25 protein-coding genes are annotated in these 20,993 nt (G+C 70.4%); 12 read left to right on the plus strand and 13 right to left on the minus strand.

The genetic code is table 11. The features are described 5' to 3' along the window. Window positions 1-23 precede the first annotated feature (23 nt). Entirely contained in the window at window positions 24-998 is a 975-nt protein-coding gene (gene nrdF, locus AC5RUW_RS05010) for a class 1b ribonucleoside-diphosphate reductase subunit beta (protein ID WP_494159687.1), read from the plus strand. A 134-nt stretch (window positions 999-1,132) separates the two neighbouring features. Then, a complete protein-coding gene (locus AC5RUW_RS05015; protein WP_494159688.1) occupies window positions 1,133-1,678 on the plus strand; it encodes a DivIVA domain-containing protein in 546 nt (181 codons plus the stop codon). A gap of 21 nt (window positions 1,679-1,699) precedes the next feature. On the opposite strand, the gene AC5RUW_RS05020 is transcribed toward AC5RUW_RS05015, so the two are convergent. Genes AC5RUW_RS05020 through arfB form a run of 3 tightly spaced genes read right to left on the minus strand, consistent with a single transcriptional unit; the run spans window position 1,700 to window position 2,876 of the window. After that, the gene (locus tag AC5RUW_RS05020; RefSeq protein ID WP_494159689.1) at window positions 1,700-2,026 is read right to left on the minus strand and encodes a hypothetical protein; all 327 of its coding nucleotides are present in this window, start codon (window positions 2,024-2,026) and stop codon (window positions 1,700-1,702) included. Further along, a complete protein-coding gene (locus AC5RUW_RS05025) occupies window positions 2,023-2,400 on the minus strand; it encodes a serine/threonine protein phosphatase (protein WP_494159690.1) in 378 nt (125 codons plus the stop codon). The genes AC5RUW_RS05020 and AC5RUW_RS05025 overlap by 4 nt, the downstream gene beginning before the upstream one ends. A 53-nt stretch (window positions 2,401-2,453) precedes the next feature. Continuing rightward, entirely contained in the window at window positions 2,454-2,876 is a 423-nt protein-coding gene (gene arfB / locus AC5RUW_RS05030; RefSeq protein ID WP_494159691.1) for an alternative ribosome rescue aminoacyl-tRNA hydrolase ArfB, read from the minus strand. 39 nt (window positions 2,877-2,915) lie between these two features. Between arfB and AC5RUW_RS05035 the strand changes: the two genes are divergently transcribed. Both AC5RUW_RS05035 and AC5RUW_RS05040 read left to right on the plus strand, forming a co-directional pair. After that, entirely contained in the window at window positions 2,916-3,911 is a 996-nt protein-coding gene (locus AC5RUW_RS05035) for an ABC transporter ATP-binding protein (RefSeq protein WP_494159692.1), read from the plus strand. After that, window positions 3,908-4,702 carry an ABC transporter permease subunit gene (locus AC5RUW_RS05040; RefSeq protein ID WP_494159693.1) on the plus strand — a complete coding sequence of 265 codons (795 nt, stop codon included), beginning with the start codon at window positions 3,908-3,910 and terminating at the stop codon, window positions 4,700-4,702. Before AC5RUW_RS05035 ends, AC5RUW_RS05040 begins: the two co-directional genes overlap by 4 nt. A gap of 33 nt (window positions 4,703-4,735) precedes the next feature. Here the strand turns inward: AC5RUW_RS05040 and AC5RUW_RS05045 are convergent, their stop codons facing one another. Further along, window positions 4,736-5,308 carry an MOSC domain-containing protein gene (locus tag AC5RUW_RS05045; protein ID WP_494159694.1) on the minus strand — a complete coding sequence of 191 codons (573 nt, stop codon included), beginning with the start codon at window positions 5,306-5,308 and terminating at the stop codon, window positions 4,736-4,738. Between the two features lie 80 nt (window positions 5,309-5,388). After that, a complete protein-coding gene (locus AC5RUW_RS05050) occupies window positions 5,389-6,417 on the minus strand; it encodes a helix-turn-helix transcriptional regulator (protein WP_494159695.1) in 1,029 nt (342 codons plus the stop codon). A 101-nt stretch (window positions 6,418-6,518) separates the two neighbouring features. Here AC5RUW_RS05050 and AC5RUW_RS05055 point away from each other — a divergent pair, with 101 nt between their 5' ends. Continuing rightward, entirely contained in the window at window positions 6,519-6,941 is a 423-nt protein-coding gene (locus AC5RUW_RS05055) for a VOC family protein (RefSeq protein ID WP_494159696.1), read from the plus strand. Between the two features lie 145 nt (window positions 6,942-7,086). Beyond that, on the plus strand, window positions 7,087-7,311 hold the full coding sequence (locus AC5RUW_RS05060; protein WP_494159697.1) for a hypothetical protein: 225 nt from the start codon (window positions 7,087-7,089) through the stop codon (window positions 7,309-7,311). A 29-nt stretch (window positions 7,312-7,340) separates the two neighbouring features. Here the strand turns inward: AC5RUW_RS05060 and AC5RUW_RS05065 are convergent, their stop codons facing one another. The 3 genes from AC5RUW_RS05065 to AC5RUW_RS05075 all read right to left on the minus strand — a co-directional run bounded on the left by AC5RUW_RS05065 (window position 7,341) and on the right by AC5RUW_RS05075 (window position 10,083). After that, window positions 7,341-8,645 carry a Y-family DNA polymerase gene (locus tag AC5RUW_RS05065; RefSeq protein WP_494159698.1) on the minus strand — a complete coding sequence of 435 codons (1,305 nt, stop codon included), beginning with the start codon at window positions 8,643-8,645 and terminating at the stop codon, window positions 7,341-7,343. After that, on the minus strand, window positions 8,638-9,057 hold the full coding sequence (locus tag AC5RUW_RS05070) for a LexA family protein (RefSeq protein WP_494159699.1): 420 nt from the start codon (window positions 9,055-9,057) through the stop codon (window positions 8,638-8,640). The genes AC5RUW_RS05065 and AC5RUW_RS05070 overlap by 8 nt, the downstream gene beginning before the upstream one ends. Before the next feature lie 132 nt (window positions 9,058-9,189). Beyond that, on the minus strand, window positions 9,190-10,083 hold the full coding sequence (locus AC5RUW_RS05075) for an NAD(+)/NADH kinase (RefSeq protein WP_494159700.1): 894 nt from the start codon (window positions 10,081-10,083) through the stop codon (window positions 9,190-9,192). A gap of 156 nt (window positions 10,084-10,239) precedes the next feature. Here AC5RUW_RS05075 and AC5RUW_RS05080 point away from each other — a divergent pair, with 156 nt between their 5' ends. Further along, window positions 10,240-10,386, plus strand: a complete 147-nt coding sequence (locus AC5RUW_RS05080; protein ID WP_494007184.1) for a hypothetical protein — start codon at window positions 10,240-10,242, stop codon at window positions 10,384-10,386. A gap of 110 nt (window positions 10,387-10,496) precedes the next feature. Here AC5RUW_RS05080 and AC5RUW_RS05085 read toward each other — a convergent pair whose 3' ends face one another. The 3 genes from AC5RUW_RS05085 to AC5RUW_RS05095 are packed head-to-tail and all read right to left on the minus strand — an operon-like array spanning window position 10,497 to window position 13,233. Next, window positions 10,497-11,084, minus strand: a complete 588-nt coding sequence (locus AC5RUW_RS05085; RefSeq protein WP_494159701.1) for a GNAT family N-acetyltransferase — start codon at window positions 11,082-11,084, stop codon at window positions 10,497-10,499. Between the two features lie 51 nt (window positions 11,085-11,135). Further along, complete coding sequence (locus AC5RUW_RS05090) at window positions 11,136-11,942, minus strand: MerR family transcriptional regulator (protein WP_494159702.1); 807 nt, start codon at window positions 11,940-11,942, stop codon at window positions 11,136-11,138. After that, window positions 11,929-13,233 carry an MFS transporter gene (locus AC5RUW_RS05095; protein ID WP_494159703.1) on the minus strand — a complete coding sequence of 435 codons (1,305 nt, stop codon included), beginning with the start codon at window positions 13,231-13,233 and terminating at the stop codon, window positions 11,929-11,931. Before AC5RUW_RS05095 ends, AC5RUW_RS05090 begins: the two co-directional genes overlap by 14 nt. 111 nt (window positions 13,234-13,344) lie before the next feature. Between AC5RUW_RS05095 and AC5RUW_RS05100 the strand changes: the two genes are divergently transcribed. The 3 genes from AC5RUW_RS05100 to AC5RUW_RS05110 are packed head-to-tail and all read left to right on the plus strand — an operon-like array spanning window position 13,345 to window position 16,363. After that, on the plus strand, window positions 13,345-14,760 hold the full coding sequence (locus tag AC5RUW_RS05100; protein ID WP_494159704.1) for a sensor histidine kinase: 1,416 nt from the start codon (window positions 13,345-13,347) through the stop codon (window positions 14,758-14,760). A gap of 29 nt (window positions 14,761-14,789) precedes the next feature. Further along, window positions 14,790-15,440, plus strand: coding sequence for a response regulator transcription factor (locus tag AC5RUW_RS05105; protein WP_494159705.1), 651 nt, complete (start codon window positions 14,790-14,792; stop codon window positions 15,438-15,440). Then, window positions 15,437-16,363, plus strand: coding sequence for a dihydrodipicolinate synthase family protein (locus AC5RUW_RS05110; RefSeq protein WP_494159706.1), 927 nt, complete (start codon window positions 15,437-15,439; stop codon window positions 16,361-16,363). Before AC5RUW_RS05105 ends, AC5RUW_RS05110 begins: the two co-directional genes overlap by 4 nt. 30 nt (window positions 16,364-16,393) lie before the next feature. Here AC5RUW_RS05110 and AC5RUW_RS05115 read toward each other — a convergent pair whose 3' ends face one another. Continuing rightward, window positions 16,394-17,236, minus strand: a complete 843-nt coding sequence (locus AC5RUW_RS05115) for an SDR family oxidoreductase (protein WP_494159707.1) — start codon at window positions 17,234-17,236, stop codon at window positions 16,394-16,396. 120 nt (window positions 17,237-17,356) lie between these two features. Beyond that, window positions 17,357-17,893 carry an ArsR/SmtB family transcription factor gene (locus AC5RUW_RS05120; protein ID WP_494159708.1) on the minus strand — a complete coding sequence of 179 codons (537 nt, stop codon included), beginning with the start codon at window positions 17,891-17,893 and terminating at the stop codon, window positions 17,357-17,359. Between the two features lie 124 nt (window positions 17,894-18,017). Between AC5RUW_RS05120 and AC5RUW_RS05125 the strand changes: the two genes are divergently transcribed. Continuing rightward, window positions 18,018-19,232 (plus strand): MFS transporter, encoded by a 1,215-nt coding sequence (locus AC5RUW_RS05125; protein WP_494159709.1) that lies wholly within the window; start codon window positions 18,018-18,020, stop codon window positions 19,230-19,232. A 127-nt stretch (window positions 19,233-19,359) separates the two neighbouring features. After that, a complete protein-coding gene (locus tag AC5RUW_RS05130; protein WP_494159710.1) occupies window positions 19,360-20,940 on the plus strand; it encodes a Na+/H+ antiporter in 1,581 nt (526 codons plus the stop codon). Window positions 20,941-20,993 lie beyond the last annotated feature (53 nt).

Below are 20,993 nucleotides of genomic sequence, written 5' to 3' on the forward strand. Positions count from 1 at the left end.
CTGAAATTTAGACAAGGAAGACAATGACCGAGAAGCTCAAGCTGATCGACCACGTGCAGGCGATCAACTGGAACCGGATCCAGGACGACAAGGACGTCGAGGTCTGGAACCGCCTGGTGAACAATTTCTGGCTGCCGGAGAAGGTGCCGCTGTCCAACGACGTTCAGTCGTGGAACACGCTCACCCCGGAGGAGCAGCAGCTCACCATGCGCGTGTTCACCGGCCTGACCCTGCTCGACACCGTGCAGGCCACGGTGGGAGCCGTGTCGCTGATCCCGGACGCGATCACTCCGCATGAGGAGGCCGTGTACACCAACATCGCCTTCATGGAGTCGGTGCACGCCAAGAGCTACTCCTCGATCTTCTCCACCCTGTGCTCCACCAAAGAGATCGACGAGGCGTTCCGCTGGTCGGTTGAGAACGAGAACCTGCAGAAGAAGGCGCAGATCGTCACCGAGTACTACCGCGGCGACGATCCGCTCAAGCGCAAGGTGGCCTCCACCCTGCTCGAGTCGTTCCTCTTCTACTCCGGTTTCTACCTGCCGATGTACTGGTCCTCGCGGGCCAAGCTGACGAACACGGCCGACCTGATCCGCCTGATCATCCGCGACGAGGCCGTTCACGGCTACTACATCGGCTACAAGTTCCAGCGCGGACTGGAAACCGTGTCCGAGGAGCGCCGCCAGGAGATCAAGGACTACACGTACGAGCTGCTGTTCGAGCTGTACGAGAACGAGGTGCAGTACACGCACTCGCTGTACGACGGCGTGGGCCTGGCCGAGGACGTCAAGAAGTTCCTGCACTACAACGCCAACAAGGCGCTGATGAACCTGGGCTACGAGGCGATGTTCCCGAGCACCGTCACCGACGTGAACCCGGCGATCCTCTCCGCCCTGTCCCCGAACGCCGATGAGAACCACGACTTCTTCTCCGGCTCCGGATCCTCCTACGTGATCGGCAAGGCCGTGAACACGGAAGACGAGGACTGGGACTTCTAGTTCCTGCAGCAACACCGTAGATGCCGCCGCGGCGGGCCTTCTGGCCTGCCGCGGCGGCATTTTTGTGTATGGCGGTGCGAGGATGGACCGCGACAGGCGCCGCAAGGGCGCCACTTCGGGGGAAGTTGGGTCTCATGCCTTACGGAATCATCTCAGCACTGGACCAGGGCAGCGGAGAAAGCGGCGGTTTTGTCGTCTGGATCGGCGTCGCCGGAGCAATCGTTGTGGTCCTGCTGATCGCTCTGACGCTTAAGACGAGGACGGGCAAGAGCAACAGCAACGGCATGCATCAGTTGCAGAGGAAGCGGGCCTTCACCGCGAATAACGTGGAGACCAAGCGTTTCACCGCCGCCAGGTTCCAGGAAGGCTACGAGATGACGCAGGTGGATGATCTGCTGGCGAAGGCAGCTGCCGAACTGCGTCGCCTGGAAGATGAAAACAACAGCCTGCAGCGGCAACCGGCGGCGCCCGGGAGAGGCGCTGTTCCTGATGCCGCCCCGATCATCACTGCCGAAGACGTCGTCAAGCAGAAGTTCAATCCGACGAGGATGCGGCCCGGGTACGCCCAGGATGAGGTGGATGACTTCCTGGACGAGCTCGTGGTGGCCCTCAGAACCTGGGCCTCAGAAAACGAGGAGCTACGTGCCCGGTCCCTCGGCGGCGGTCAGAGCGGCCGCTGAGGAGGCGCCGGCGCCGGATCTCTAGGCCGGGGCGGGCCGCCACTCGTCCGCGTCGATGTCCAGCACCGCGGGCAGCCGGGCCGCTAAGCCCAGCCGCCTCAGGAGTTCCACGAGGTCGGCACGCGCAGCGGACACCACGACGGTCTCGCCCCGGTACTCGTCTGCGATGCCGTCGAGCGTCGACCGGAGGTCCGTGCCGCCGGCCGCGTCGAACCTGCCGGCGGTCCTGTACCGGGAGAGCCAGTCCGGATCCGGCATGCCCCGCTCCATCAGCACCACGGTGGCCGGGCACTGCAGGTCGCTCACGGCGGGGGAGCGGCTGCGGCGGGCCGCCGTCGGGCGTCTCACTGAAAGTGCTCCGGGCCCAGGAGCCGCTCCGTGGGCAGCGAAACCGATATCGTGGCGGACATGTCGGCCGACTTCGCGATCGCGCCGGCCACCTCGAACGACACCGACACCCGGTCCCGGTGCACCTCTCGGATCAGTACCTTGTGGTGCTCCCCGTCAATCTCCAGCCACCAGTCCTGAAGCAGGAAGCCCAGTCCCAGCTCGTTCAGCAGCTGCTCCGCCTCGCCCAGCTCCAGGCCGGCGGCGCGACGCCGCTGCAGCAGGTCGTACGGGACAAACTTCCCGTCGCTGTCCAGATGCAGATAGCCGACGTGTTCGCCGTCGAGGTCGCGCAGATGGTCGAAGGTGTTCTCGGCGGGCATCGGCTCGGTCATGGCAGGAGCCTAGCCGCAGGCGGGGAGTTTCTGCGCTTTTACTCGCAAAACGGCTAGTCCCTTGGAGGCTTCTGCCGCTGCTGCTTGGTGGCGGAGCGCTGCTTCTTGGCCGTGAGCCGGCGGGCATTGGAGCCGCGGGTCGGCTTGGTCCGGCGGCGCGGGGGCGGTCCGGGGGCAAGCGCCTGGGCGAGGAGGGCGGCAAGCTTGGCCAGGGCGATCTCCCGGTTGCGCAGCTGGGACCGCTGTTCGGAGGCCGTCACCGTGAGCACTCCGGCCGCCAGGCGGCCGGACAGGCGACGCAGCAGCTCAGCGCGTTGCCCGTCCGTGAGGGCCGCCGAGCCCGCAACGTTCCAGGACACAGCGACCCGGCTGTCCGTAGTGTTCACATGCTGGCCGCCCGGGCCGGACGAGCGGGAAAAACGCCACTGGAGCTCCCCGGCGGGAATCGTCAGGGCGGGATTTACCACGAGGTCCATGCCATACAGCCTTGCACAGGGAGCGTCTACCCTAGGCCCATGAACCCGTCCCCGTCGCCGGCGGTACGCACCGCAGGCCTGCGCAAGGACTTCGGCAGCACCACTGCCTTGGCCGGCGTCGACCTGGAGGTGCCCGCGGGCAGCGTCTACGGCGTGATCGGGCCCAACGGTGCGGGCAAGACCACCCTGCTGCGCCTGCTGCTGGACCTGCTGCGTCCCACCAGCGGGCAGATTCGAGTCCTTGGAACCGATCCGCGCCTCGGCGGCCCAGGCCTGCGACGCCGGATCGGGTACCTGCCCGGCGAACTGAACGTGGAGCCGCGCGTGACCGGCAGGGAGCTGCTGCGCATCTACGCGCGGATCAGCGGCCCGGTCGACCCAGCGACGGTTGCCGCGCTGGCCGAGCGGCTCGACGTCGACCTGTCCCGCCCGGTGCGGAACCTGTCCAAGGGCAACAAACAGAAACTTGGCCTTCTCCAGGCCTTCATGCACCGCCCGCCGCTGCTCATCCTGGATGAACCCACCAGCGGGTTGGATCCGCTGGTCCAGCAGGAGTTCCTCGCCCTGCTGAACGAGGTGCGCGACGCCGGGCAGACAGTGCTGCTCAGCTCGCACGTCCTCAGCGAGATCGAGCAGGCCGCAGATCGGGTCGCGATCCTGCGCTCGGGCCGGGTGGTCGCCGCCGCCACCACCGAAGCCGTCCGCGCCTCGGCGAGCCGCCGGGTGCGGGTCGCGACGCCGCCCGGGAGCGCGGACGCGCTCCGGAACCGGCTGGCCGCGGTGCCGGGGTTCGACGTCGGGCAGCTCACCGGCAGCTCTACTGTGGAGGAGGGGCCGACGACGCTCCACGGCCGGTTTGACGGGGACATCCCCGTGCTGGTCGCAGCACTGGCCGGGCAGCCGATCACCGACCTGGTGATTGAGGAGCCGGACCTGGAGGACGCCGTCCTGCGCTTCTACGCCGACCCTGTAGGGGAGCCGGGGATCTCCGGCACCATCGCGGAGGCGGCGGACACGTCCAGGGAGTCCCGGTGAACGGGGCACCGGTGTTCGCGGGGTCCCTGGCCCGCTCCTGGCGGGGCCTCCTGGGCTGGGCGGCCGCGATCGTAGCCGTGCTCGCGCTGTACCTGCCGCTGTACTCCTCGCTGGCCGGAGACCAGCTGCAGCAGCTGGTGCAGGGCCTGCCGCCTGAGCTGGTGTCGGCGCTGGGCTACGACGAGATCACCTCCGGGGCCGGCTACACCCAGTCCACGTTCTTTGGCCTGATCGGCTTCGTGCTCTTCACCATCGCGGCGGTGGCGTGGGGGACCCGGGCCCTCGCCGGTGACGAGGAGGCCGGCACCATGGAGCTGACGCTGGCCCACGCGGTGAGCCGGGTGCGGCTGGTGGTCGAACGCGCGGCGGCGGTGACCGTGCGCCTGCTCGCCCTGGGTGTGTTCGCCGGGCTGGCGGTCCTGGCCTTCAATGGCCCGGCCGGCCTGGATCTGGAGCCGGCGCATGTCTGGGCTGCGAGCGCCGCGCTCACCGGATTGGCGCTGCTCACCGCCGCCGTCGCGATGGCCGCAGGCGCCCTCACCGGCCGCCGGGTCGCCGCAATGGGTGCGGCGGCGGGTGTTGCAGTGGCCGGCTATGCCCTCAACGCGGTGGCGAACCAGAACCCTGATCTCGAGGTCCTGCACCGGGTCTCGCCGTACCACTGGGCCTTCGGTGCCCGCCCGCTCGCCGACGGCGCCGACTGGGCCGGACTTGCCGGCCTGTACGGCGCGGCGCTGCTGCTGTTCGTGGTGGCCGCGCTGGCCCTGGGCCGCCGGGACATTGGCAGATAGGCCGCGGCCGTGGCTTCGGCAGGTCCCCGGACCTCAGGGCAGGCGGCCGGGCCGCAGCAGTGACGGGTGGCCGGCTCGTGCCGGATCCAGGGGAACAGGACTGGCCAGGACCGCCGGGCCGCGCGCCAGGGTTCCGCTGGTGAGGGGCCGGCAGCGCAGCCCGCCCCGGCCGCGCATCGCCTTGTGCGCTCCCGGAGCCAGCACGGCGTCCATCCAAGCGCAGGGGTGGGCGTGCCGCCCGGCGTGGAAGCCCACGGATCCGCCGGCGGTCTCCAGCACGAAATCCGTCCCGATCAGCGGGACGAGCTCCGCGCCGCGGAGCACCAGGTTGCGGCGGGGGAGCAGCGGATCGAACGGCCCGGCGTCGAGCTCCGCCGCGATCACCTCCAGCGATTCGACGGCGAACAGTGTGACGGCCGCGTCCATGTGCGCGGCCTTGCCGAAGAACCGGTCACCCACGATGCCCTTGCCGGCCACCACCTCCACCTGATCCGCATCGGTGGTGGCGACGTCGGCCGCTCCGTCCCGCGCCCGGCCGAAGTAGGCGTGCGCCGGGGACACCAGCAGGTGCAGGATCTCGACGTCGTACCGGTACTGCTCGCTCATGTCTTTACGCTAGCGCTTCGCCGCTCCGGCCCTGCAACCGCGCCCGACGGGACGCTGGCCAGGTTCAGCTGTCCTGACCTTCAGCCGACCGATCCGGGCACGGCAGCCGCCGTCGACGCCGACGCGAACCGCTGCGCGAGCTGACCGAACGCCGCCGCCAGCTCGGGTGGATCGACATGCTCGATGTCGGCGTCGAACCGTCCGAGGAAGGCGGCCAAGGCAATCCAGGACCAGGATCCGGCATCCAGCCGGCACCGGGCGGGGCCCAGGTCCTCCACCGTGCCGTCACCGGCGAAGGGCTGCACTGCCGTCGCCGGAAGGTTCAGTACCACCGTGCCCCGGCACGGCCAGGCGTCCGTCGTGTCGGAGCCCTTGAACCGGGCCGCGACGAACCTCCGAGCATCTCCACCGGGCACGTCGCGCAGTTCGAAACGTGGACCGGCGGGGGAGCGGGGGCGCATCCGGTCCACGCGGAAGATCCGCCAGTCCTCCCGTTGCAGGTCCCAGGCCAGCAGATACCAGCGCCCTGCCATATTCAGCAGATGATGCGGCTCCACCCGGCGGGGGCCGGCGTCGGGCGCGCGGTCCTGCCGCGGTTCATCGGCGCGGGCCGGAGGCACCTGCGTCGGGGCATAGTCGAACCGCAGCACCTGCCGGGCACGGACCGCCGCCGAAAGACTGAGCAGCACGTCCGGGGCCACCACCTGTGCCGGAGCTCCGCCGCTTCTGGGCATGGCCGAGAACTGCAGCGCATCCAGCCTGTGCCGCAGCCGGGAGGGCAGCACCTGCCGCACGGTGGCCAGCGCCCGCGCCGCCCCCTCTTCGATGCCCGCCCCGGTGCTGCCGGCGGCCTGCAGGGCGACGGCGAGCGCGAGCGCCTGCTCGTCGTCGAACAGCAGCGGCGGCAGTTCCGCGCCGGCTTCCAGGCGGTATCCGCCGTCCGGTCCCTTCACCGATCGGACCCGGTAGCCCAGCTCCCGCAGCCGGTCCACGTCGCGGCGCACCGTGCGGTGGCTGATCTCCAGCCGGCCCGCCAGCTCGTCTCCGGACCAGGTGCGATGCACCTGCAGCAGGGACAGCAGCTGGAGCATCCGGGAGGTCGTCGCCATAAAGGTCATCCTAGGTTTCAGTAGCGGCCATGTCCTGACCTCTACTGCTGTGAGGGTTGAGGTGTGCCGGAAAGTCCGGGCATCCGTTCCAAGGAGCAGCCATGTCAGTCACCACCACACCCCACCTGAACTTCCGCGGCGATGCCGGAGAGGCGTTGGAGTTCTACCACTCGGTGTTCGGCGGCCGGCTTGTCCTCATCACCAATGAGGACGCCGGTGCCGCCGAGACGCCGGAGGAGGCCAAGCAGATCAAGTTCGGGCAGGTCGTGGGCGAGAACGGATTCTCCGTCATGGCCTACGACGTCCCGGCGAGCCAGACATACGACCAGGGCGACAAGTCCGTCTTCGTTTCCGTGCGCGGCGATTCGGCGGACGAGATCAGCGACCTGTGGACGCGGATGGCGGAGTCCTCCACGGTCCTTGAGCCCCTCGCCGCCTCGGCGTTCGCACCCCTCTACGGCATGCTGAAGGATCCGTTCGGCGTCGTCTGGGTGCTCGACGTCGCCGTGCCCTGGGAAGGGTGACCGCACCCGGGCAGCGCCGGAAGGCAGCGGACCAGCGGGGCGGCAGGCCGGCGCCGGCGGGCGGAATGCCCGCGGGCACCGGCCTGTTAACACGGATGCGGGCCGCAGCCGGCGCCCCGCATCCCGTACTGCAGGAAGGAAACCCATGCAGAGCCTCGAACAGAACGTCATCGACTACGTGCGCCGCTGGGGCAGGGTCCGTCCGCAGGACATTGCGGAGGAGTTCGACCTCGGCGGAGTGGAGACTCTCAACGAGCTGACGAAGCTGGAAGACCGGGGAGCCCTCCGGCTGGTCGACGGCGCTGAGGGGACACTGGCGGTTCCCACCGGCCAGTCCCTCTGCGATCCCTACACCGGGACCTGCATCTAGGCACGCAGCCCGCCGAGGCCGTCGCGCCGCTACCGGGCCTTGACCACCGGCAGCTCAGCCCATTCGGTGGTGTACCGCGGGGAGGAGTAGCGCCTGGCCATGGTCCATTCCGGCTTGGACGCGGATATTCCGCCGAGCCCCAGCCCGATGCTTGCCGCGCCGAACTTGTCCGAGACCTTGCCGAGCAGCGAGCCCAGCTGCCGCTGTTCCTGCTCCGGCACGAACACGTCCAGCAGCGGCTGGGCTCCGGCCGGCGACAGATCCGTGAGCATCACGCCGGCTTTGGTGTAGGCGACGCCTTCCACCACCTGCCCCTCCAGCGCACTGATCGCGGCCCGGCTGAGCACCACCGGATCCGCCGTCGGCGCCGGCAGCCGCACCGTTACCGACGGGAACGACGCCGCCCGCTCGCTGAACCGTGAGGTCCCGGCATAGGCGGTGATCACGCCGGCCAGCTGACCTTCGCGCTCCAGCCGGGCCGCAGCCTGCTGCGCGTAGATGCTCATGACCTGCCGCATCTCGGCGGCGGTGGTCACCGGGGCGGCGAAGGAACGGGAGAAGATCAGCTGCTTGCGGTCCGCCCGCTCGTCCTCCGTCGGAATGCACGGGGTGCCGTTCAGCTCCAGAACCGTGCGCTGCAGGATCACGGAGAACTTCCGGCGGATCAGGGCCGGGTCCGCCGCCTTCAGGTCGGCGACGGTCTCGATCCCCATGGCCGCGAGCTTGGCCCCCAGTCGTGAGCCGACGCCCCACAGTCCGGTCACCGGCACCCGCGCCATGATGGTGTCCACCACTGTCGGGTCCATGGTGTCCAGGTTGCAGACGCCGCCCAGGTGCCGGTTCTGCTTGGCGATCCGGTTGGCGAACTTCGCCAGCGTCTTGGTGGGGCCGATGCCAACGCAGACCGGCAGGCCGGTGTGCCGGGCGACGGCGGAGCGGATCTCCGCACCCTGCGCCGCCAGTTCAACGGGGGTGCCGGCGAGCCCGAGGAAGGATTCGTCGATGGAGTACACCTCCTGCCACAAGGCGTACCGGCCCAACAGCTGCATCACCCGTGAGCTCATATCCCCGTACAGCTCGTAGTTGCTGGAGCGCTGCACCAGCCCTGCCCGGGCGGCCCCGGCCGCCAGCTGGAACCAGGGGGTGCCGGTCTTGATGCCCAGGGCCTTCGCTTCATCGGAGCGGGCGACCACGCAGCCGTCGTTGTTGGAGAGCACGACGACGGGAATCCCGGCCAGCTTCGGATCGAAGGCGCGCTCGCAGGAGACGTAGAAGCTGTTGACGTCGACCAGTGCGATCCGCTCGGCGCGTGCCTCAGACCGTTCCTCAGACATGGTGCAGGCACCGCGTCACGACGCCCCACACCGTCAGCTCCGCGGCGTCGGCCAGCTCAATATCCGGGGTGCCGCGGCTGTCGGCCCGCAGGAGCACCGTGTCTCCGCGCAGCAGCAGCCGGCGCACCAGCAGTTCGCCGTCGACCACTGCGATGACGACGGCGCCGTCGTGCGGTGTGCGGGAGCGGTCGACGATCAGTTCGTCACCGCTGCTGATGCCGGCGTCGACCATGGAGTCGCCGTCCACCCGGACCACATAGGTGGAGGTGGGGTCGCTGATCAGGTGCCGGTTGAGGTCGATCCGCCCGTCAAAGTAGTCACGCGCCGGGCTGGGAAACCCAGCCGCCGTGGCGGCGTCGGCCTCCGCCGGCCCGGCCACGCGCCGGGAGCGGTCCGCTGAGAACACCGCCATGCTCCGCCCCTCCCACATTTCCGCACGATCGCGTATCGAACACACCTTCGAATACCAAGGCTAGCATCACGCTCTCGGCGGCCGTGCTTCACCGTCGGCGGCGTGGTCGGATTCCTCCAGGGCTGACGCCGGTCACCGGCCCAGCCGCTCCGCCAGCTGCTCGCGGGTAAAGGGCAGGTCCAGCAGACTGAGCTTGAGCATCCCGCGCCGTGCGTGGCCTTCCTTGTCGAGGCGGATGACCTGCCCGGCGTCGGGCCGCAGTTTCATCCGTACGCGGGTGCCCGGGCGGGCCTCGCCCAGCAGGACGCCGTCGGCCTCCATCGCCACGGTTCCGCCCGCCTCATCCAGGGCAATGGACAGCCCGTCCTCGTGGCCGAGGACAAACGGGTGGCTGAACCCGGCCATCGGTGCCACCGGGGTGACGACGACGGCGGGCAGCGCCGGGGAGACCACCGGCCCACCGGCGGCGTAGCTGTAGGCGGTGGAGCCGGCCGGCGTGGCGGTGATCAGACCGTCGGCCTTCACGAAGCCGTAGGGGATCCCGGCCACGTCCAGGTGGGCGTGGACCGTGCCCTTGCCGGGCTGGCGGGTGAAGACAAAGTCGTTGAAGACCAGATGGTGGGTTTCCTCGCCGTCCGGCGGGGTCACCGCGACGACCAGGGCGTGGTGGCCTTCCACGGAGAAGTCTTCCGCCGCGATCCGGTCCAGGGCGGCGTCGAGCTCGTCCGGCTGCAGCTCGATCAGGAAACCTAGGTTGCCGTAGTTGGTGCCGAGCACCGGTACCGGCCGGTCCGCCACCAGGCGCATGGCGCCCAGCATGGTGCCGTCCCCGCCCAGGCTGACGATTACGTCCACCGCGGAGCGGAAATCGTCGTCGTCCAGCAGCTGAACCCCCTCCGGAAGCCGGCCCAGGGCTGAAGCCAGGCCGACAACCCGGGCTCCGTGGGCGGCAGCCCAGCGGGTCAATGAGTCGACGGCGTCGGTGGTCGATTTGGTGGGATGGACGATGAGCCCCACGGTGCGCATGGAAGGTCCTTTCAAACAGGCGGTGACCGCATCGTATCGACGGTGCCTGAGAGGTTGCCGAGGAGTGGCGGCCAGCGGACCGAGTTTGGTCCGGGCCGCAGTGATCCGCCGCATGCGCGTCTACGGGCGGGGTGCCGGGGCGCTACGATTAAGCCCATGAACGTCGAGCTCCAGATCCCGCCCAAGCTGGCCCGGGAACTCCAGGAGCTCGCCGATGAGCAGGGCGTACCGATGGAGACGCTGCTGCTCAACGGCGCCCGGCTGCTGCTCGAGCACCGCTACCGGCGCAACATGCAGGCGTAGCCCGCCGCTTCCCGCTTCCGCTGCCGTTTTGTGCAGTTGCTGCCACCGCGCGCAGGCAGCGGCCGCCCCAACCGGCAGCGCTGCAGATAGCGCGGCGTCAGGACCCCGGTTCAGCTCCCCGCCGCAGCCCACTCATCGCTCAGGACGGCCATGATCACCTCGTCGTGGAAGCGGCCGTCAAAGAACGCCGCCTGCCGCCTGCGGCCCTCTTCTTTGAAACCGGCGCTTTCATACGCACGCCGGGCCCGTGTGTTGAACGCCCAGGTCCGCAGTTCCATCCGGTTCAGCCCCACCTGGCGGAAACCGTAGCCGACGGCGGTGCACACGGCGTCGGGCCCGTATCCCTGCCCGCTGTGCTCCTCGCCCAGGATGATGGCCAGGGTTGCCGCCCGCTCCGGCAGCACCGCGCCGTAGAGGGTGACATGCCCGAGCAGCTGTCCGGTGTCCCGCGCTTCGATGCTGAAACCAACGCTGCCGGGGTCCCCGTTGCCGCTCCACTGCCGGAACATCTGCTCGAAGGAGCCCTCGGGCCGCGGCCGGACGGTGGCGGTCTGCAGGGCCGAGGACGCAGGATCCCCCCACCACGCGGCGAGCGCGGGCAGGTCCGCCTCGGCGAGCGCCCGGAGCCGCACCCGCTCGCCCTCCAGCAGCGACGAGCCGTACGCCCGGGCATCCTCCACCGTCTCAAACTGGTTCAAGCGCAGAACCCTAACCGTCCGGGAACCAGGTGGGACGCATCCGGCACGCCGCTAGGCGTCCTCCAAGGCCCGGCCCACCCGCTGCAGTACCGCCAGCTGGGCCGGGTTCAGCACATCGGCGGCATAGTCGTTAAACAGGGACAGCGACCGCCCATCCAGCTCCGCCCCGTCATGGGCGGCGAGCGCCGCGCTCGCCGGTTCCAGCGCCGTCGCCAGGTCCGCGGCGAGCGCCTCGACCGCGGACGACGACGCGTCCGCCGGCAGGGCGTCGAAGCGTTCCATCAGGACGGTCAGCGGCTCCAGGAGGCCGGGGGAGGCGATCATGTCGAACAGCTGTCCGATGGCGGTCCTGACGTCCTCGGACCCCAGATGCCCCAGCAGCACCAGCTGCTCGCGGTCCATCTTCGCGATCCGTGCCGGCAGGGTCCCGGTTGAGATCGTCAGGAACCGGGCCAGCTCGGGCGGGACGTCGGGCGGGTTGCGGTCGGCGCGGATCCGGGCGATCAGCCGGCGCTGTTCGGTGAGCCGCTCCACCGCGGCGGCCAGCTCCCGGTCCAGCTCCTCCAGGACCTGATCCACCGCGTCCAGGCTCCGGTCGACCGCCTCGGGACCGCCACCCGGTGCGCCGCCGGGCATTGGTCCGTCCTCCGGTGCGTCGAGGATGGGCGGCATCTGCTCCAGGGGCAGGCCGAGGGCGGCAAGCCTGCGGATCCGCAGGACCCGGATCAGGGCGTGGACGTCATACTCGCGGTATCCGTTGCTGCTGCGCGGCGGCTCGGCCAGCAGGCCGGTCTGGTGATAGTGGCGCAGGGCGCGGACGGAGACGCCTGCCAGCTGCGCCAGTTCACTGCTCCTCAACTGCGACCGCCCTTTCCTGGTTCGCCCTGTCCTGGTCATCGGTCCCCGGTTCCTCCGCGGGGTCCGGCTCCAGCCTACGCAGCGGACGGCAGATCAGCGCCCCCGCCGCCGCAGCCAGCCAGAGTCCTGCCACCGCGACGGCCGCCGCCGTCGGCCCTGCCGCCTCGATGACCAGCGAGCCGCCGAGGACGCCGAGAGGTCCGGCGACCATGAGGATCGCGTTCTGGGTGCCCATCACCCGCCCGCGGACGGCGTCCGGCACGAAGTCCAGCGTCAGCACGCCCGTCACCGCTCCGAGGACCCCGCTGCCGGCCCCGACGACGACCGCGGCCGCGACGATCAGGCCGGGCGAGGGCAGCGGGGCAGTCAGGACGACACCGACGGCGGCCCCCGCCGTGCCCGCCGCGAACCACCCGCGCCGGCTGCCGCGTGTGCCTAGCCCGGCGTACAGCCCTGCCCCGACCAGGGTTCCCGCCGCGAGCGCGCTGAGGACGAAGCCGAGCAGCCCGGCGTTCCCGGCCAGATGGAAGTGCACCGGCAGGATCACGCCCTGCAGGGCGGACAGCACCGCCACGGAGACCAGAGTGACCAATGTCAGCGCAGCCATCACCGGGCTGGATCGAAGGAAGCGCCACCCGGCCAGCACCTCCAGGGGTCCCGCCGGGACGGTACTCGCCGCGACCGTCGGCTCCGCCGACGGGATGGCCCGGGCATCGACGGGCTCACCGGTGGAGCGCGGCAGCAGCAGGGTCAGCAGCGCGGCGGCCAGGGAGGTGGCCGCCGTGATCCACAGGACCGTCGACCCGTTGAACAGGACCATCAGGGTTCCGGCTGCGGCCGGTCCAACCACGATCATCAGCGCCGCCAGCGCTTCCCGCAGGCCGACCAGCCGTTCGGCGGCCACCCCCGAGTGCCGGACGGCGGCGGGCAGCAACGACTCCCGGGCGGTCATGCCCGGGACATCACCGAGGGCCCCGATGACCCCCAGCAGCACGAACCACCCCAGGTTCAGGCCCCAGAGCAGGTCCACCAGCGGCAGGGCGGCGACGGCGGCCGCCGAGACCAGATCCGCGGTGACGGAGGCGGTGCGCCGGTTGAACCGGTCGATCAGCGCCCCGCCGAGCACTCCGGCCAGGACGGCCGGCACGGCGGCGGAGGCGGCGACGACGCCGGTGTTGAGCGCGCTCCCGGTGGCTTGCAGGATGATCAGCGGCAACGCGACCGCAGCGATCGAGTTGCCCAGGATGGACAGTGCATGTGAGCCGAGGTAGGCGGCAGGAATCGTTGACATGCTTCGAGCCAAAACCATGACGCAGGGGCGGGGTCAAGGGGGATAACCCCCGCCCACGACGGCGCCCGGCCCCATATCGGCGGGCCCGGCCTGCGTAGGATGCTGAGTGACATGATTAACACCACCCCGGCGCCATCCGCCCGCCAGCTGCCGACGGACGACGACACCGCCGTCCTCCACCGGGTTCCGGATGAACCCGGCCAGCCGGATCCCGAACAGCCTGGCCCCGAAAGGCCTTCCCGGGAGGACCGGCACTGGCGTCCCGCGTTCCTCCGCCCCGCAACCTGGCGGGCCTTCGGCTACCACTGGGTATCACTGCTGCTGGCCCCGTTCGGCCTCGCCTACGCCGTAGCCGCGCTCACGCTGGGCGCCACGCTGGCTCCCACGTTCGGCGGGCTGGCGGTCGGCGCGGCGCTGGTGGTCGCCGCCCGCGTCCAGGGCCGGATCCACCGCCCGCTGGCCTTCCGCCTGCTGGGCCGCCGGGTGCCCGAACCGCCGCCCTTCCGGGCCCGTCCCGGTTTCCGCGGCTATCTCCGCTCCGGGCTGGGGGACGCCACCGGCTGGCGGGCGCTGGCCCACATGGTGCTGAGCTTCGTGACGTCCACAGTGTCGGCCGTGCTGAGCATTACCCTGCTGGCCACCGGCCTGGGCTGCCTCACCTACTGGTTCTGGTACCGCTTCCTGCCCGCGCAGCAGGCCGCCGACGGCTCCTGGCACCGCGGCACCCTGCTGGGGTCGGACACCTACATGGAGGGACCGCTCTGGAACCTCGCCTACGTCGGCGCCGGGCTCCTGCTGACCTTCCTGATCTGGCCTGCGGTCAACAACGGGGCCGCCCGCGTGCAGACGGCGCTCGCCTCTTCACTGCTGGGTCCGACGGCGGCGCAGCGCCGGATGCGCGAGCTGGAGGCCAGCCGCGGCGTCTCGGTGCAGGATGCCGACGCCCGCCTGCAGCGGATCGAACGGGACCTGCATGACGGCACCCAGGCCCAGCTGGTGGCCATCGCCATGAAGCTCGGTGACGCCCGCGAGCGTCTCGCGGCGGAGAACGTGCCCGGGGAACTGCGGAACCTGCTGGACTCCGCCCACGGAACCGCGAAGGAGGCCCTGGTGGATCTGCGCGGCCTGGCCGCCGGCATCCGGCCCGCAGCCCTGAACGACGGGTTGGACACCGCCCTTGAATCGCTGGCCGCGGCCTCGCCGCAACCGGTCAGCCTCACCTATCTGCTGCCCCGCCGGCCGGCTCCCGCGGTGGAGGCCATCGCCTACTTCTGTGCTGCGGAGCTGCTGAACAACGTCGCCAAACACGCCGGAGCCGCCCGCGCGTGGCTGCGGGTGGAACCGGGCGCCGAGCCCGGAACGCTGGCCCTGACCGTGCGGGACGACGGGCGCGGCGGCGCGGACCCGGCGTCGGGCACCGGCCTCGCCGGCCTGGCCGACCGGGCACGGACCGTGGACGGGGAACTGCGCGTCTTCTCTCCGGCCGGCGGCCCGACCGCCGTCACGGTACTGCTGCCGTTTTCCTGATATCCGTCCCGGTGGGGCAAGCTGCAGGAATGAGGATCGCGATCGCCGAGGACTCCGCCCTGCTTCGGGCCGGGCTGAGCGAGCTGCTGGCGGGACGCGGGCATGAGGTCACGGCCGCCGTCGACAATGCCGGGGACCTGCTGGCCGCGGTGGACCGGGAGGTGCCCGACGTCGTCGTCCTGGACAACCGGATGCCGCCCACCCACACCCATGAAGGCGTGCGGGCGGCGCTGGCCCTGCGCACCAGCCATCCCGCGGTGGGCGTGCTGCTGCTGTCCCAATACGTGGAGACCCGCTACGCGGCCCGGCTCTTCGCAGGCCAGCCCGCCGGCACCGGCTACCTGCTCAAAGATCGGGTGGCCGACGTCGCCAGCTTCCTGCAGTCCCTTGAACGGGTCGCCGCCGGTGAAACGGTGCTGGATCCGGAGGTCGTGCGGCAGCTGATGGGTGCCTCCGGCCGGCACGCCGAACTGGCCGCCCTGACGCCGCGGGAGCAGGAGGTGCTGGCACTGATGGCCCAGGGCCGGACAAACGCCGGCATCTGCGCGGACCTGTTCCTGTCCGCCGGAGCGGTGGAGAAGAACATCACCGCCATCTTCGCCAAGCTCGGGCTGCTGCCGGATGCGGGGGACCACCGCCGGGTATTGGCCGTGCTCAAGTACCTGGAAGGAGCCCAATGACGACGCAGGTACCCGATCTGGTCAGCGGGCTCAGTGCCTTTCCGTTGACCCCGCTGCGTGATGACGCCGTCGACGAGCCGGCGCTCGCGGCCCTCGTGGCGCGGCTGGCGAGCGCGGGCGTGGACTCCATTACCGCCCTGGGCTCCACCGGCTCCTACGCCTACCTGGACGCCGCGGAGCGGGCGCTCGCTGCCCGGATTGCGGTGGAAGCCGCCGGGGGAGTGCCGGTGTTCGTCGGTGTGGGGGCGCTGCGCACGTCCCAGGTGCTGACCAACGTGGCTGCCGCGGAGGCTGCCGGCGCCGCCGGGGTGCTGCTGGCCCCGGTGAGCTACCAGCCGCTGACCGACGACGACGTCTTTGGCCTCTTCGCCGACGTCACCGCCCGGACCAGCCTGCCCGTGATCGTGTACGACAATCCGGGCACCACCCGGTTCCGCTTCAGCATGGACCTGTATGGGCGGATTGCCGAACTGCCAGGGATTGCGTCGATCAAGATCCCCGGCGTGCCGGCGGATCCGCAGCAGGCCCGGGAGCACCTGGCGGCCATCCGCGCCGCGGTGCCGGCCCACGTGGGGATCGGCGTCTCCGGCGATGCGCGGGCGGCGGACGGGCTCGCCGTCGGCTGCGATGCCTGGTACTCAGTCATCGGCGGCCTGTTTCCCGAGCCGGCGCTGCGCCTGCTCCGGGCGGGGCAAACCGGGCAGCACGACGTCGCGGCCGCCGAATCGGACCGGCTCGCCCCGCTCTGGGACCTGTTCGCCGAGTTCGGCAGCGTCCGGGTGGTTGCCGCGGCGGCCGAGCAGCTGGGCCTGGCCCGGCGTTCCTGCCTGCCGCTGCCGCTGCGGGGACTGGACGACGCCGCGCGGGAGCGGCTGGCCCGGGCCCTCACGGACCTGGAGCTGGAGCTGGAGCTGGACCGGTGACCGGCCGGGCGCGATGACCGGACCGCTGATCTAGCCGGCCTGGCCCTCGGCAGCCTGGCGCTGCCCGGTGGCGAGCGCCGCGACCACGCCTCCGTCCACCAGCAGGTCGGTGCCGGTGATGAACGACGCGTCCGGGCTGAGCAGGAACGCCGTTGCGTTGGCGATGTCCTCCGGCGTGCCCAGCCGCCCGGTGCCCGAAGCCTCCACCATGGCGCGCATCTGCGCGCCGGACCCGCCGGCCAGCTCCTGCTGGCCCATGGCCGTGGAGATCACGCCCGGGCTGATGCTGTTGACCCTGGCCCCGCGCGCTCCCCAGGCCAGGCTGGCCGCCTGGACCCGCAGCTGGTTGCCGCGCTTGGCGATGCTGTAGGCCGTGCCGGCGTCCGTGAGCCCGGCGATGAAGGGCAGGGCCAGCAGCTGCTCCACCGGGGCGGTGGCGAGCGCGGCCTCCACCTCGGCCGGAATCCGCCCGGCGGCCATCTGCCCGGACATGCTGGAAATGAACACGCCCGCGCCGCCCGGGGCGATGATCTGCCCGAACTCCTCCAGCACCAGCGCGAAGCCCAGCAGGTCCACCCGGCGCACGGCGTCGACCGGAGCCTGCACCGGCGACACCCCGGCGGTGTGCACCACATGTTCCACCAGGCCCAGGGACTGGGCGCGGGCGGCGAGCGCGGCCACGGATTCCGGGGCGGAGACGTCCACGTGCTGAGTGGTGACGTCGTAGCCGTCAGCCGCCGCTGCCGCGGCGACGTCGGTCAGGGTGCCCTCGTGGAAGTCCGCGAGGAGGACCTTCCGGCCGGCGCCGAGCCGGCGGAGTACCGCCTGCCCCATCCCGCCGACGCCGATGATGACCAGTGATCCGAATGCCATGAGACTCTCCCGGGTAGACGCCGCCTTTGCTCTCTGACCCTAGCCCAGGCGGGTAGGCGTGTCAGCCGTCAACAGCTGGTGCGTGGCCGGGCTTTCGAGTCGGACCGTGAGGGTCGCGGTCTAGTCTGTCGACCGGTGAAGGACGAAAATCCCGCCGTACGCCGGCTGGTCTGCGCGCTCCTGGTCGCTCTTCGTGTATTCGTCCACCACGGCCTGTATGCGGGTGATGACATCCTCGGCATCAGCCTCGGAGAGGTGCAGCACGAAGCGTGAGAGGTTGGCGAGGGCCTCCGGCCCTGCCTCCGTGACCTCTTCCCTGAAGGCCTCGATCGGTGCCAGCGGACCGTCCGGCCCGGCTTCACCCAACGCGGTGTCCAGATTCAGGGACCGGCCCGTGGAACGGTACGGCTTCTCCAGCGCACCGCTCTCTCCCGTGCGGACCGCCGCCTGTTCCAGAAATCCCGTAGAGAGCAGCTGACGCACGTGATAGAGCATCGTCCCCGGATCCTGGCCCAGCCGATCAGCGAGCTGCTTGTTGGTCAGCTCATGGAGCCCGCACAGTCTCAGGATTCGCAGCCGCAGCGGATGGGCCAGCGCCTTAATTTCCCGTGCAGTGGCGAGGGGCTTTTCATCGTGCGAGCCCGTGTGCTTCTCCATGGGTCCACCCTACAAAGTGATGTACTGGATTCCAACCCCCTTGAGTTTTCTACATTGCTGCGTCATGGTTCACCTATGACCGATCACACGCCGTCCGTGGAGGAACGGAACAGAGCGCCGCTGGGTGGCGCCCTACTGGAAGCTGTGGACCTCAGCCGGACTGTCCAATCTCGCCGACGGCGTCTTCAAGATCGCCCTGCCGCTGCTGGCCATTCAGCTCACGCAGTCACCCACACTCATTGCCGGGCTCAGCGTCGTGGCGACTTTGCCCTGGCTCCTCTTTGCCCTGACTGCCGGCGCCCTGGCTGACCGGCTGGACCGACGCAGGATCATGCTGTGGGCCAATCTCACCCGCGCGCTGCTCCCCGCCGCGCTGGCAGCCGTGATCCTGCTGGATTTGGGCTCCATATGGGCCCTGTACGTTGTCGCGCTCATGGTGGGCGTGGCCGAGACGCTCTACGACACATCCGCGCAGTCGATCCTGCCCCAGGTGGTGAACAGGGATCAGCTTTCGCGCGCCAACGGCCGGCTCTACGCCGTGGAGCTCACTGCCAACCAGTTCATCGGCCCTCCGCTGGGAGGCCTGCTCGTGGCCATCGGCGTCGTTGCCGGCCTCGCGGTGCCGGCGGCGCTGTGGCTCGCCGCCATCGGGGGACTGCTTCTGGTTCCGGGGACATACCGGATCGAACGGGACCAGGTCACAACACTGCGCTTCGACATCGGTGAAGGCCTGCGGTTCCTCTGGAACCAGAAAATCCTGCGTGCGCTTGCGGTGATGACAGGCGTGTTCAACTTCGCCTCCAGCGCGGCCTTCGCGGTCCTGGTGCTGTTTGCCGTCGGGCCGGCGTCAGCCATGAAACTGTCCGATGTGGGGTTCGGGCTGCTCTTGACGGCCTCGGCCGTCGGAGCCTTCGTCGGCTCCTTCATCGCCGACCGGGTCGAAGCGAGGCTGGGCCGGTCGAGGGCCCTGACGCTGGCCGTTCTTGGGGTCGCGCTGTTCGTAGGGGCGCCCGCCGTGACCAGCAATCCCTACATTCTCGGCCCCGTCCTCTTTGTGGGCGGCATGCTGACCGTGCTGTGGAACGTCATCACCGTGTCCCTGCGTCAGCGGATCACTCCCGACAAACTGCTCGGCAGGGTCAACAGCGCCTACCGCCTCCTGGCCTGGGGAACCATGCCCCTCGGAGCCGCGGCAGGCGGACTTCTGGCCGAATGGCTGGGTCTGCAGGCCATGTTCGCCGTCATGGGAGTGCTGACCCTCGCACTGCTGTCGGTGATGCCGGTCCTCAGTGACAGGGCAATCGATGCTGCCGACGTCGACCACCCGGCTGGTTCGTGAGAGGGCGCCCGATCGACGGGAGTTTTCAGAAGGTGCTTTGCAGCTGTCTCGACGGCGGCGGCACGCACCGGGAGACTTAAACCCGGTTCGCCACGACTGCGGCGCGCCCTCGGCTGGAAGGGGTTCCATGCTCGGCCTGGAACTCGTCGTCATCCTGGCGGCGGCGGTGCTGGCCTGCAATCTGGCCGCGCCCAGGCTGCGCGTCGCCCCGCCCCTGCTGCTCGTGGCAGCGGGGACGCTGCTGGGGTTCATTCCCGCGCTGCGTGAGGTGGAGCTGCCCAGCGATGTCGTGCTGCTGCTGTTCCTGCCTGCGCTGCTCTACTGGGAATCGCTGACCACCTCGCTGCGCGAGATCCGCAGCAACCTGCGCGGCATCGTGTTGATGAGCACAGTGCTGGTGATCGCGACGGCGGCGGGAGTGGCCGCCGTCGGGCACGCCCTGGGCATGTCATGGGGCGCCGCGTGGGTGCTGGGCGCCGCTGTGGCTCCAACCGACGCGACGGCGGTGGCGGCACTGGCCAAGGCGCTGCCGGCGCGCAGCGTCACCCTGCTGCGGGCCGAATCCCTGGTCAACGACGGCACCGCGCTGGTGCTCTACGCCCTGGCCGTATCGCTGACCGTGGGGGAGCAGGATTTCAGCACGCCGGTCATCGTCTGGCTGTTCATCCTGTCCTACATCGGCGGCGCGGCGGCGGGAGTGGTCACCGCACGGGCGGGCATCCTGCTGCGCCGATGGGTGCAGGAACCGCTGCTCGGCAACGTGATCACCTTCCTGACGCCGTTCACCGCCTTCCTGCTGGCTGAGCTCGTCGGCGCCTCCGGCGTGCTGGCGGTGGTGGTCAGCGGGCTGATCATGAGCCAGGTGGGCCCCCGCGTGGTGCAGGCCCAGACCCGGCGGCAGGCCGAGGCATTCTGGTCCTTCTCGACCTTCCTGCTCAACGGTGCCCTGTTCGTCCTGATCGGCATCGAGCTGCACGCGGTGGTGCGGGGCCTGACGCGCAGCGAGTTCGGGCTGGGCCTGCTGGCCGTGGCCCTGGTGTCCGCGGCCATCGTGGCGGTCCGGTTCGGCTTCCTCTTCGCCACCGACGCGCTGATCAGGGCCGCCGCGCGGCTGCGGGGCCGCCGGCCGGGCAGCCTCCGGGCGCAGGTGGTCAGCGGGGCGGCCGGGTTCCGCGGCGCGGTTTCCCTTGCCGCCGCGCTCGGGGTGCCGCTGGTGACCACCTCCGGCGGCCCCTTCCCGGACCGCGGACTGATCATCTTCGTCACCGCCGGAGTGATCGTGGTGACCCTGGTGGTGCAGGGTCCGCTGCTGCCCCTCGTCGCCGCCTGGGCCCGCCTGCCCGGGGATGCGCACCTGGACCGGGAGCGGCTCATGGCGGAGACCCGGGCCGGGGAGGAGGCGCTGCTGGCCCTGCCGCGGCTTGCCGCCGAACTGGGGACGGCTCCGGAGATGGCCGAACGCGCCCGGAACGAATACCGGATCCACCTGGAGGTGCTCCGGGCCGGCCGGCAGGGCGCCGGGGATCAGCCGATCCTGCGGCTGGACCGGGACTACACCCGGCTGCGGCTCTCGCTGGTGGCACGCAAGCGGATGACCGTGGTCCGGCTGCGGGACGAGGGGCGGATTGACGACGCCGTACTGCGGCGGATCCAGGCCAGGCTGGACCTGGAGGAGCTGCGCCTCTCCGGGCACGATCCGCCGGAGTAGCGCAACGCCCGGGGCGGACGCGGCGGCGCAGGGGACGCGTGCGGAGGCGGGCG

The sequence above is a fragment of the Arthrobacter sp. Y3222053 genome, assembly GCF_059092805.1.